The sequence below is a fragment of the Yersinia ruckeri ATCC 29473 genome (genome assembly GCF_000754815.1).
GTDB lineage: Bacteria > Pseudomonadota > Gammaproteobacteria > Enterobacterales > Enterobacteriaceae > Yersinia > Yersinia ruckeri.
Map to the genome: position 1 here is coordinate 3,373,930 of NZ_KN150747.1, position 13,119 is coordinate 3,387,048.

The following is a 13,119-nucleotide window of genomic DNA, read 5'->3' on the forward strand; positions in this document are numbered from 1 at the left end:
CGAGAAAGAGGCCATACAGCATCTACTTAGTGACTTTCAACTGTTCCGCAGTGGCACCCACAGCACGCCACTCGGGTACGTACATGGATTCAACCTGCGGTGGTGGAATTCGGTAGCTGCCCGGCGTCACTGCCCGTGCCAGATACAATAAGGTTGTCGTGTCGTAGCTATCCACATCGACAGCGGCAACATAGCGGTCATCGCGGAATTCCTGATGCTTAATAGTGGCCTGCTGCATATTAAGCTGCAATTCCGGTAGTCCGCTGGCACTGTCACCCAAGCTAGCACTGCTATCGCCCAAGTTCTGGTTTTCCAGTTCCAGACCCGCCGGCAGCAAATCTACCACCAGCGCATCCGGTACCCGCTGGCTGGCACGAACTTTCAGGTAAACCACAATAAGCTGCCCACTCTTAACTTGATCCAGCTGCAGCGGATGGCCATTCAGATCCAGATACATCCGCTCAATACTGAGGTTATTACTGAAAGGTGCTGGCACCTGTTGTGGATATCCCACCACATCCAATCGACTGTAAAGGGTGGTAGCGCCAGGATTTTGCAGCGCCATACCGGCCGCCAATTGGGTCGCAGACCAATTCTGGTTCAGCGGCTTATGGTGCGTTTCCGCCGCAGCTTCCGAACCGATCACCACTTGCCACGGCATTTCCTCGGCGTTCATTAGGGTCCGCCCAGCCAGATATACTGCATTACTTTCCTGAGTGGAGAGATAACGTTTACCGATCAATTCATCAGATAATGCGAGTAGGCGGCTATCTCGTTGCTCCGGCAACAGATTATTTTCCGTCAACAGCGACAGGATCAGCGCATCATCACGAATATCACTACCATAATCGCCCAACCAACCATCATTTTTTGCCCGTTGGATCGTCATCCCCTGAGTGAGAAGCATCTCGGCACGTGGCATATCGCCCATCATTTTCAAGGCAATGCCTAATTGCACTAGCGGTAAACCGGTTCGAGAATCTTTGCTGCGATTAGCTAACTGACGCAATGCACCCAACGGCGCTTTTTGCTGGGAAGCCAATACCAGCCCAGCATAGGCCTGAACCGCGAAACGGGAGTGGGTATCATGGGTGCTATAACGCATTTCAATCTGGCTGGGATCCTGTAAATAACGCAGTAAGCGATTGTTTGCTAAAGTTAATGCAGCGGCAGGTACGCTATAACCTTGCTGAGTGGAACGGAACAGGAAATCGGCGGCATAGGCGGTTAACCAATACTCTTCCGCCCCCTGTTTATCCCACAGTGCAAAGCCACCGTTATCTTTCTGCATACCCAGCAGGTGTTCAATACCATCATCAATAGATTTCCGACGTTTTTCATCACTTTCCGCTTTAATTCCGATGGCGGTAAGTTGGGCATGATTGCTGTACAGCGATGGATATAAACCGCTAACCGTTTGCTCCAGACAACCGTAAGGATAGGCATACAGCTCACTGATATAACGTGCCACATTGAGCTGTGGGCGGCTGGTCAGTAACAGTTTGCCTTCGACCGTTTCAGGTGACAGGCCATCGGTCGCATCCGCAGGTAGCAGCCAACTGTTGCCACTGTGTAAAATATTGGCGAAATGGCGCGTTTGTGCCGGATAGGCCGGTCGAACGCCAATTTTCCAATGGTGTTGATAATCTGGCAAATTCTCGTTTGGCAAAGTGACGCCGCTGATAACCAACCCGATATCACCCTGACCAAAGCCATTGAGCGCTTGCACCGGAATCAGTAAGGTTTTACGTTCCCCCGTTGCCAATGAGACCTGCTGGTTTCCTTCACCTTGCAGCACAACCAGCCCAGTAGCCGTTAACTTCAGCTTCAGTGTTTGCGGATGGCCAGATAAATTGCTCAGATCCAGTGCCAGTTGGCTATCATCGCCCCCGGCAAGAAAACGTGGCATCGCCATTTGCGCGATTAATGGCGCAGCCACCACCACTTTGCTTTCAGCTTTACCAAAGTCCTCATCACTCCAGGCCTGCGCCATCAAACGCAACTCGCCATTAAAATCAGGAATGGCTAACTGCACTGTGCCTTCCCCTTTTTCGTTCAGCGTTACCGGCTGTGCCTGCTGGGCGACAATGGTGACGTCGGTAATCGGTTTTTTACCGCCACGCGAAAGCGCATCTTCCTCATCGCCATCACCACCGAAACGCAGGCTGCCCAAGCGTCCTTTCCCTTCGATCAATTGGCCATAAACATCATATTGATCAACACTATAACGCTTACGACCAAAAAATGTTTCGTAAGGATCGGGGGTGACATAATCGGTGATACTGAGAATACCGCTGTCCACTGCGGATAACAGCACCTGCACTTGTTTCGGCAGTTTGCCATCAACCGGGTTGGCGGTTACTTTTACCGTCAGGGTTTCATTCGGCCGCATACGCGCCGGAGCCTCCAACGTCAGCCCAATCTTGCGCCCTTCATCAACCAATGGCAGGTGCAAAATACCCACCGCACGCTTAGGCGTTGATTGCGCGGTTTTATCACCCGGACGAATGACAGTCGCGCTCAGATACAAATCGTGGCGATTCCACTCTTTATTGATCGGTACATCAACCTCGGTACCGCCAATGGGTACGGATATTTCCTGCCACCACAGTGGGCCATCACTGGATTCCACCAATAGATACCCGGTACCCGCCGCAGGAGCTTCAAGGTGCAACTTCACTTTTTCACCGGGACGATATGCCGGTTTATCCAATTTGAGTTTGACCTGATCGGGACGAACCGCACCACTACCGCCGGTATTATCCTGCCAGTCATAACCGGCCCAAAAACGGCTACTGCTGATTAAATCGTTTTTATCGTTAGCCACTTCAACCCGATAAGCGCCCCATTCCACCGGGAAGCTGACTTTGCCGGTACTGCCGGCAACAATATTCAGCTCTTTTTCATCCAGCATCAGGTCTTTTTTGTCGTATTGAGACATCCAGCCGTCGCTTTCTGACCACTGCCAATAATAATCACGACGCTCACGAATCAGACGAACTTTCAGGCCTTGTGCTGCCAGTTTTTCACCACTGGCATTGGTATAAACCACTTCAAATTCCGCCAGACTGTCGACGTCAACCATCGCCTGTGAACGATATTTATCAGTGACATAATCGTATACATTACGTTTATTGAATAACGGACGGATACCCGTCAGCACTTTTGCTGGCCAGATAGCCTGCTCTGCCCGACGGGTGACGGGACGGCCACCCGATTCCATCAAACTGGCCTGTAAAATCACTTTCAGCGGCGATTTTACCTCTTTCCAACTGTTATCAATCTGTACCGCCAGCTTGCCGTTCTTGTCTAACGTAGCGTCGAATTCATCCAGCGTGCGGGACAGGTTTTCTTCTATCACAGAGCCAAATTCAAAGCCGGGCAATGCGGGCACCGCCTCACGCAGCGGGCGCAGGAATGTCTGACCTTGCAGGCGGTTATCCGCCGCCGGTGCGCCATAAAGGTAACGGCCAGTCACATCAAAGGTTAATTCGTCATGGGTACTGAGTGGCGCTTGACTGCTGGTGATATCCAGCGCCATACGCTCCGGCAGAAAATCTTCAACATTGAATTTATAGAGACGTGACTGATTATCACCCAAATCAAAACGCAGCGCCCAGCCACCGGTCAAAGCATTTTCAGGGATCGGATACTGGTATTGATACAGGCCATTCTGCGGCTGCCAGACAAAGCTGCGCGCCACCTGATTATCAGGTTTGACGATATCCACTTTTACCGGTTGAGTGGTCAAAGGTTTGCCATCAGCATCGCGCAGCAAAGCATTCACGATCAGCGTTTCACCTGGCCGATAGAGATCCCGCGGCCCAAAAGCAAAGAATTGTTTTTGATAACCCTCTGGGCCAGCAATTTCGAATTCGGCCAAATCCAACGCCGGAGCGACCAAATCAATCAAGCTGGTTTGCCCGTCTTTGCTGGCCAGTAGCAGTTTGCCAGCGGCCTTTTTCTCTAATTGAGCATGACCCTGCCCGTCGGTTTTCCCTTCAGCCAGAACCTGACCTTTCTCGTCCAGCAGTTGCAATGCAACATCTTTTAACGCCGTACCGCCTGCCAAGCCTTGGGCGAACACATCCAGACGATCGCGATAGCGGTGAACCGAAACACCAATATCACTGAGCGTAAACAGGGTGGCCGCATTACTGTAGCTATACTGTCCCGCCTGTTGCATCACTGCCAGATAAACACCGGTTTCTTGCAGTGGTTTGATTTCACCCAGTGGCAGCAGAATTCTTTCCCGAGTATTAGGCTGCGGATTCAGATCGAAACGGCCGGTGTAAACCAAATCCGCCATTTTAAGCAGATCTTCCGATTCCCAAGTGCTAAGGGAATTACGGTATTGCCAAGTGGCAATAAAGTTGGCCAAATTCGCCGGTTTGATACGGAAGAAGTTAACATCGGCGTGATCGACGTTAAGCGCCATCACGGGTAATCCCTGGGCTAGTTTGGTCGGTAATAGCGAACCTTTACTGGCAAAACCTACGCTAGGTTTAATACTGCGGGTGGTGATTTTTTGCGGCTCGGGTACGGTCAGCATTTGGCCGTTAATCCCTTTTAAACTGTCGTCCAGCGTCAATAATAGCTTACGTTCCGGCGCTAAATGGCGTAAACGCAGCTCAGTCAGATTATCGGACAATTCCCAGGCTCCATCGATTTTGCCACTTTGGGTATCGACTAAATGCACCTGTGAGGAAAAATCCTGGTTGGGATCGAGGGGAATCGAGAATGTCAGTACCATGCCGCTGGCACCATCAAGCTGAAGCTCGGAGGCATCCAACAATGTGAGCGACTTGCCAGCATAGCGCCCGGCCATTTCCGCCAATGAAGCCGCATCGATTTTTTTCGCCGGCGCTGCCTGTAGTGCGCTGTTCACTTGCTCGGTATCAGGCGCACTGGTTTTTTTCTCACCTTCATCACAAGCCGCGAGCAATAATACTGCGCTGGCCAATATCATTCCCTGACAAATGTTCTTGCCTGACTGAAATACCTTCTTCCGGTATGAATTCATCCTGTTTTTCCTTGGCTGAGAGATCGGATTGGCCGTCGCATATCAGCGCTATTATCTTATTAACGCAAAAAAATGAAAGGAATGATTACTGGATTGGCTCACGCAAAAGACGGGGAAGAGATAAAAATCGTATGAATTATTAATTAGATATCATTAAAAATAAGAATAGGACGGAAACAGTAGCCGTTTCCGTCTATAACGCAGCTTATGCCTGACCCGAAGAAGGGATACTATTACGCAACCAACTGCCCCATTTTCGCTGGTAAAATGGCTGGGTATGTGTGGTTAAATAGTGGCTAACGCCACGTTCTTTTTCCGAGACAATGCAGAAATCCACCGGGCCATCGTCTGGTGCATTCTCGCTAGCGATATGGCCCGCCTCTTGAATCAGGATATCAATTTCATCTTCGCTGCCATCCACTTCCAATCCGATCAGTAAATTGGGTTTTTCATCGACGCTTTTATCATGCATCAGCGCCAGAAAAGCACGGCGTACCGGTTTTCGTTGACTGAACAGCTTCGTCAGCGCATCAACAATCGCTGACGGATATTCTTCCGGTTGCCCCAGTAGAATTTGCGTTTCTTTATCCACGACCATTTCGGTTGGCCTGGCAACACCACCGTTCGCCAGCAACATCGCCACCTCTTCTGGATAAAACTCTTTGCCGTATTCGGTTTTCGGGTTAAGGAATAAGCAGGCTCCCTGTGTTATTTCAAATAACACCCGTACCGGCATGGCAACAAAAGGCTGTTCTTTGTCACCCGCTTGCGGGTTAAGCGCCTGTTGCAGCACATCCAATGACGAGAAGAAGGGAATAGTGGTTTCACCATCCTGCTTTTCCCAATGTTGGATACTCACCCCATTACTGGCGGAAAAAGTCATTTCACCGTCCTGACTTCCCTGTCCTGAATCGCCTAATACTAATACCGTGGCGTCCAGTAAGGTACGGAAAAAGGCCGGTCGGTGAATAGACTCGCTCGCCGCTAGCCTTAGCAGCTTTTCCAGCTCATTCTCAGCGGTGTTTTCTTCATGGTCATGGTCATGGTCATGGTCATGGTCATGATCGTGGTCATGCCCAGATGAAGGAAGATGCGGAAAACTCATTTCATGCTCCAAAACAACAATCAGTTCGCAATAATAGCGAACGATAAAGGGGCACCTACAGGTGCCCCAGAATAGGCGAGAATACTGGGTAAAAACGCTTATTATGCAGTAGACTATCAGTGGACACCAATAGTCATTTAGCCTTTGATAACAATAGGTTGGCTACAGTACGCACGCCTAGACCCGTTGCACCGGCAGACCATTGGTCTACAGCACCTTTACGGTAGGTTGCAGAGCAATCAATGTGCAGCCAGCCTTTCTGATAGTTCTTCACAAAATGAGACAGGAAGCCCGCAGCCGTACTCGCACCGGCTGGATAAGACGGCGCGGCCACGTTATTCAATTCAGCGAAGTTGGATGGCAACTGGCTACGGTGGAATTCTGCCAACGGCAGACGCCAGAACGGTTCATTCTCGCTTTTAGCGCTAGCCAGCAGTTCTTGCGCCAGTTCATCATCAAAGCTAAACACCGCGTGATAATCGTTGCCCAAAGCGGTTTTCGCCGCACCGGTCAATGTCGCGGCATCAATGATCAGCGGAGCATGCTGTTCGGATGCATCGATCAGACCATCGGCCAAGACCAAACGCCCTTCGGCATCGGTATTCATTATTTCAACGGTTTTACCATTACGATAGCGAATGATATCACCCAGTTTGAACGCATTACCGCTAACCATGTTATCCGCACAACACAGATACAGTTTCACGCGCTGATTCAAACCGCGAGTCGCTGCCAGTGCCAGTGCGCCAGTCAAGGTTGCAGCGCCGCCCATATCGGATTTCATTGAATCCATAAATGCGCTTTGTTTTAAGCTGTAGCCGCCAGAATCGAAGGTAATGCCTTTGCCGACCAGACAAGCCATCACTGGTGCATCTGGGTTGCCGGTTGGGTTAAAATCCAACGCCAACAACACCGGGGCGCGATCAGAGCCACGACCTACGGTATAGATACCAGCATAATTTTGCTCACGCAGATCTTCACCTTCGGTAATGCGGTAGCTGATCGCGTCACAAGCCACGCTGCACATCAGGTCAATGGCATTTTTAGCCAGTTGTTTCGGCCCTAACTCTTCTGCTGGCGTATTGATCGTATGGCGTACCCAATCAACAATTTTTAGGCGCTGTGTCAGTTCCTGATGCTCATTTTCTGACAACTCTGCCCATTCAACGCTGCGTTCACCTTTTGGTCCACGGAAGCCTTGCCAGAATGCCCAACTTTGTTCCAGACCCCAGCCGTCACCCGCCAGTTTGATTTTCTTGATCCCCTGACCGTCAATTTTGCGACCTGCACGCTGAATTGCATCCAGAGCATCTTTGCTCGTCAAATGGATAATCATGCCTTGGTCGTGGGTACTTAGCAGGGCTTTCTCGCCCCAGCGGGCATCTGCCGGATCAGATGATAGGGATACTTGCATAATGTCTGTAGTCATAGCTTTCCTCGTCGTTATTCTTTTGTTGCTGTATTTCAGCTACTTAGTCACTGGTCAGCAAAACCAGTCTCGAATACAAAGCGATTGATACGAAACAATTTATAAAAAATTTGTATGTAAAACAGTTTAGATAGAAAAGAAACGGGGCCGCTATCAGCGACCCCAGAGATATTTACTCGAACTCATCTAACCAGACTAGTAAGATCGCTTCCAGCACTTTTTCATTTGATCGCGCTGGATCGTCGTCAAAATCTTCCAGATCACAGATCCATTGATGCATATCGGTGAATCTGACTGTTTTTGGATCGGTATCTGGGAATTGATCATACAGCGCTTCACCAATTTCCCGCGTATCCTGCCATGTTAAGCTCATTTAATTATCCTCGACCCCGCCACCTTAGCAGTAGCTGGACATCATTATCTTAATGCTCACGGGCATGGTTGACGGTATAGCGTGGAATTTCAACCACCAAGTCTTCATCAGCCACTCGAGCCTGACAACTCAAACGACTTTCCGGCTCCAGCCCCCAGGCCTTGTCCAACATATCATCTTCCAGTTCCGTACTTTCATTCAGTGAATCAAAGCCTTCGCGCACCACACAGTGGCAGGTAGTACAAGCGCAGGACATTTCACAGGCGTGTTCGATATCAATACCGTTACGCAGAGCGACATCCAGGATAGTTTCACCTTGACGCGCTTCAAATACCGCACCCTCCGGGCAATGGTCTTTATTCGGAAGAAATACTATTTTAGGCATGATTAAACCTCATCCACAGAATGGCCAGCCAAAGCACGACGGATAGAGGCATCCATCCGGCGCGCGGCAAAGTCTTGCGTTTGTGCATCTAACGATTTAACAGCGGTTTCGATCGCTACCGGGTCACTACCCAGCATACTTTGTTGTAATACCGCTACCGCCGCCGCAATGGCCACACTTTCCTGCTCGCTCAGTAACGCGGCATCTTGCGCCAGCGCCCCCTGCAAACTTTCCAGTACCCGTGATGCATCGACTTGTTGTTCCGCCAGCTTGCGCGCAGTAATGTCTTCTTTTGCGTTCGCCATCGAGTCCTTGATCATCGTTGCAATTTCATCATCAGACAGGCCGTAAGATGGTTTCACCTGAATCGATGCTTCAACACCGGTGGATTTCTCCATCGCGCTAACGCTCAGTAAACCATCGGCATCCACTTGGAAGGTCACACGGATATGCGCGCCACCAGCAGGCAACGGCGGTAAGCCACGCAGTGTAAAACGAGCCAGTGAACGGCAATCCTGCACCAATTCACGCTCACCTTGCAGCACGTGAATCATCATCGCGCTTTGACCATCTTTAAAGGTGGTAAACTCCTGGGCGCGAGCGACGGGAATGGTGGTGTTGCGTGGAATCAGTTTTTCCACCAGCCCACCCATGGTTTCCAGCCCCAATGATAGCGGAATGACATCCAGCAGCAACATATCGCTATCCGGTTTGTTTCCAACCAGAATATCAGCCTGAATGGCTGCGCCGATCGCCACGACTTTATCGGGATCGATCGATGTTAACGGCGTACGGCCAAAGAAATTCCCCACTTGCTCGCGAACCAAAGGCACACGGGTAGAACCGCCAACCATCACCACTTCCAGCACTTCATCGGTACTGACGCCAGCATCTTTTAAAGTACGACGACAAGCCATCAGGGTACGTTTAATCAACGGAGCAATCAGATCTTCGAACTGTTGTCGGGTAATCGCCCCTTTCCAGCCAGCCACGTTCACTTCCGCTACCTCGGCATCGCTCAAGGCAATTTTTGCGGCAATCGCTGCATCCAGCAACTGACGCTGAACGCCATGATCATCACGGTTCGCAATAGCGGCCTGTTCGCGCAACCAGTCAGCCAACAAATGGTCGAAATCATCACCGCCCAGCGCAGAATCACCGCCCGTGGCCAACACTTCAAACACCCCACGACTTAAACGCAGAATGGATATGTCAAAGGTACCCCCACCCAAATCATAAACTGCAATCACCCCTTCCTGGCCAGAATCCAGACCATAGGCAATCGCCGCAGCAGTGGGTTCGTTAAGTAAACGCAAAACGTGTAAACCGGCAAGACGAGCCGCATCTTTGGTACCTTGCCGTTGCGCATCGTCAAAATAAGCAGGAACGGTAATCACCACGCCGTCGAGTTCACCTGCCAGTGCGATCTGTGCGCGTTGTAACAATGCTTTGAGGATATCGGCAGAAACCTGAACCGGATTGACCAATCCTGCCGCGGTTAGCATCATTGGCAAACCATTTTCACTCGGCTGGAATTGATAAGGCAGATTGGGATAACGCTGCTGAATATCAGCCAGCGAACGCCCCATCATACGTTTGACCGAGCTGATAGTATTGACCGGATCTTGCGCTGCTTGTTGCCGTGCATCCCAACCGACATTGATAGCGCCGCTTTGATAATGCACGACCGATGGCAATAAATCGCGGTTCTGGTTATCGACCAGCGTCTGCGCCTTACCGCTGCGCACCGTAGCAACCAGAGAATGGGTGGTTCCCAAATCAATACCTGCAGCCAGTCGACGTTGGTGTGGTGCCGCAGTTAAACCAGGCTCACTAATTTGTAATAAGGCCATGTTGAGCTTCCATCAATCATTATACTTTTCGTCTTTCATGCTGCCACCATTCTGGCGGTAACATAAAATCCACTGGGTATAAATGGCAAAAATTTATTTAACGATACGCCAACGCCCTGCTGTATTGTCAGGCATGCTCAGCCCATTCAGGAATTTTTAAAAGATGCGTTTGGCCAATCGCTATCATTAGCATTCTAGGAACAGAGTCTGGGTGCAACCATTGTGCCAACCTTTACCCTCAGGCAAAATCGTCAAATAGTCGCTCTTCCAATTGTTCAACCTGCTGTTGCAGCTTATCGAGAAAACGCAGCTTACGCACAGTATCTGCCGCGTCTATCCAGTGTTGGTTATCCAACTCTTGAACCATTTTTTCGCTGCGTTTTCGGGTCATCAACGCCAGACGATCAGCAAAGGCCGCCAGAGCACTTTTGGCATCCACTGTGCACTCAATAGCTTCAAGCTCTTCACGCAATTCCAATTGTTCCATCAGAAACGCGGTGTCACGCAAAGTGTGTTGTTCATTACCCAAATCAAAACCCTGCAAAGATAACATATACTCTGCGCGTTTTAACGGATGCTTGAGGGTTTGATAAGCGTCATTGATGGTTGCGGCTTGCTGTAATGCCATCAGACGCTCGCGTTCTGGTTGGCTGGCAAAGCGATCCGGATGGAATTGGCGTTGCAATTCCTGATAGCGGGAAGTGAGTTGGCTGGCGTCTACGCGATAACGAGCCGGCAGCCCGAATAAAGTAAAATAATCCATAGCATGCTCTGGAAGTTGTCGTGTGGCTGAGTGAGGAGTTTATGCGGCTCTCCCCAACCAGTAGGCGAAAGAGAGCCAGATAAATCAGCAAATGTCAGCAAGGTGCAAAGCGGTTAATACTAAATCAAGAGGAAAAAACGCCCGTTAGACGTTAAAACTCTCGCCACAACCGCATTCACCGGAGACATTTGGATTGTTGAATTTAAAGCCTTCGTTCAGCCCTTCTTTGACGAAATCCAGTTCGGTACCATCAAGATAGACTATGCTTTTACCGTCGATGATCACCTTCACGCCTTTGTCTTCAAAAACGATGTCGTCATCGTTCATTTCGTCAACAAATTCCAGCACATACGCCATACCGGAGCAACCTGATGTTCTCACGCCCAGGCGCAAACCCAGACCTTTACCACGGTGTTCCAAAAAGGCGCTGACGCGCTGCGCAGCACTGTCGCTGATAGATATCGACATACAACAACCTCAACTCTGAGAACCCACCTGAAGCTCAGGCAGGTTATTTATACTGATTTACAACTACTTAGCGCTACGTTTGCTTTTGTAGTCGGCGATCGCTGCTTTAATGGCATCTTCAGCCAAAATAGAGCAGTGGATTTTTACTGGCGGTAACTCTAGTTCCTCGGCGATTTGGGTGTTTTTAATCGCTTCAGCCTGATCGAGAGACTTGCCTTTCATCCATTCGGTTACCAGAGAACTGGAAGCAATGGCGGAACCGCAGCCGTAAGTTTTAAAGCGAGCATCTTCAATGATGCCAGCCTCATTCACTTTGATCTGCAATTTCATCACATCGCCACAGGCTGGCGCACCGACCATGCCGCTACCAATGGTTGGGTCTTCGCTGTCGAAAGAGCCTACGTTACGTGGATTTTCGTAGTGATCGATTACTTTTTCGCTATAAGCCATTTGAGTGCTCCTGAATCTGACAGTCTGGAATTAATGATGTGACCATTCGATGCTGTTGATATCCACGCCCTGCTTGAACATATCCCACAGTGGAGACAGTTCACGCAAACGACCAATGGATTTACGCACCAGCGCAATGGTGTAGTCGATTTCGGCTTCAGTCGTGAAACGGCCCAGAGAGAAACGGATAGAACTGTGTGCCAGTTCGTCGCTCATGCCGAGTGCACGCAACACGTATGAAGGTTCCAGACTTGCCGAAGTGCAGGCCGAACCGGAAGAAACAGCCAAGTCTTTCAACGCCATAATCAGCGACTCACCTTCAACATAGTTGAAGCTGACGTTAAGAATGTTAGGCGCACCATGCTCAAGATCGCCATTCAAATAAACTTCTTCGATATCTTTCAGACCATCCCACAGGCGTTTACGCAGTGAGGACAGACGCTGAGACTCGCTTTCCATCTCTTCTTTGGCAATGCGGTAAGCTTCCCCCATGCCAACGATCTGATGCACCGGCAAGGTACCGGAACGCATACCGCGTTCATGACCGCCACCGTGTTGCTGCGCTTCCAGACGGATACGAGGTTTGCGGCGAACAAACAGCGCACCAATGCCCATCGGACCATAGATTTTATGGGCAGAGAAAGACATCAGATCCACTTTTAATGTACCCAGGTCGATAGGCAGTTTGCCTACGCTTTGGGTTGCATCGACGTGGAAAATGATACCGCGGCGACGACACATTTCGCCGATAGTGGCGATATCCTGTACCACACCGATTTCATTATTCACATGCATGATGGAAACCAGAATGGTGTCTTCACGCATAGTAGCTTCAAGCTGTTTGAGATCGATAATACCGTTGCTTTGCGGTGCCAGATAGGTGACTTCGAAGCCTTCGCGCTCCAATTGACGACAGGTATCCAGTACGGCTTTATGTTCGGTTTTGCAGGTAATGATGTGCTTGCCTTTCTTCTGATAGAAGTTGGCTGCACCTTTAATGGCAAGGTTGTTTGATTCGGTTGCACCCGAGGTGAAAACAATTTCACGCGGGTCGGCACCAACCAGTGCGGCGATGTCGTTGCGAGCGATATCTACGGCTTCCTCAGCCTGCCACCCAAAACGGTGGGAACGCGAGGCCGGGTTGCCGAAAATACCGTCCAAAGTCAAATACTGCATCATTTTTTCAGCAACACGCGGATCCACTGGAGTCGTCGCTGAATAATCCAGATAGATTGGCGTTTTTACTTTTGATTCGGTCATTGCTTTTATG

The 13,119-nt window shown here is 50.0% G+C and carries 10 protein-coding genes; all 10 read right to left on the reverse strand.

Annotated features, from left to right (window positions below):
- Positions 1-22 precede the first annotated feature (22 nt).
- Positions 23-5,023 carry an alpha-2-macroglobulin family protein gene (locus tag DJ39_RS15175; protein ID WP_038251527.1) on the reverse strand — a complete coding sequence of 1,667 codons (5,001 nt, stop codon included), beginning with the start codon at positions 5,021-5,023 and terminating at the stop codon, positions 23-25.
- Between the two features lie 205 nt (positions 5,024-5,228).
- Positions 5,229-6,128, reverse strand: coding sequence for an enhanced serine sensitivity protein SseB (gene sseB, locus DJ39_RS15180; protein ID WP_004718017.1), 900 nt, complete (start codon positions 6,126-6,128; stop codon positions 5,229-5,231).
- A 133-nt stretch (positions 6,129-6,261) separates the two neighbouring features.
- Complete coding sequence (gene pepB, locus DJ39_RS15185) at positions 6,262-7,557, reverse strand: aminopeptidase PepB (protein WP_038241357.1); 1,296 nt, start codon at positions 7,555-7,557, stop codon at positions 6,262-6,264.
- A gap of 172 nt (positions 7,558-7,729) precedes the next feature.
- Positions 7,730-7,930, reverse strand: a complete 201-nt coding sequence (gene iscX, locus DJ39_RS15190) for a Fe-S cluster assembly protein IscX (RefSeq protein ID WP_004718024.1) — start codon at positions 7,928-7,930, stop codon at positions 7,730-7,732.
- A 49-nt stretch (positions 7,931-7,979) separates the two neighbouring features.
- On the reverse strand, positions 7,980-8,315 hold the full coding sequence (gene fdx, locus DJ39_RS15195) for an ISC system 2Fe-2S type ferredoxin (protein ID WP_004718026.1): 336 nt from the start codon (positions 8,313-8,315) through the stop codon (positions 7,980-7,982).
- Between the two features lie 2 nt (positions 8,316-8,317).
- Entirely contained in the window at positions 8,318-10,168 is a 1,851-nt protein-coding gene (hscA, locus tag DJ39_RS15200; RefSeq protein WP_004718028.1) for a Fe-S protein assembly chaperone HscA, read from the reverse strand.
- Between the two features lie 238 nt (positions 10,169-10,406).
- The gene (hscB, locus tag DJ39_RS15205; RefSeq protein WP_004718034.1) at positions 10,407-10,931 is read right to left on the reverse strand and encodes a co-chaperone HscB; all 525 of its coding nucleotides are present in this window, start codon (positions 10,929-10,931) and stop codon (positions 10,407-10,409) included.
- Positions 10,932-11,075: 144 nt separating this feature from the next.
- Positions 11,076-11,399 (reverse strand): iron-sulfur cluster assembly protein IscA, encoded by a 324-nt coding sequence (gene iscA / locus DJ39_RS15210; protein WP_004718036.1) that lies wholly within the window; start codon positions 11,397-11,399, stop codon positions 11,076-11,078.
- A 63-nt stretch (positions 11,400-11,462) separates the two neighbouring features.
- Entirely contained in the window at positions 11,463-11,849 is a 387-nt protein-coding gene (iscU, locus tag DJ39_RS15215; protein WP_004718037.1) for a Fe-S cluster assembly scaffold IscU, read from the reverse strand.
- A gap of 30 nt (positions 11,850-11,879) precedes the next feature.
- A complete protein-coding gene (locus DJ39_RS15220) occupies positions 11,880-13,109 on the reverse strand; it encodes an IscS subfamily cysteine desulfurase (RefSeq protein WP_004718038.1) in 1,230 nt (409 codons plus the stop codon).
- Positions 13,110-13,119: the final 10 nt, after the last annotated feature.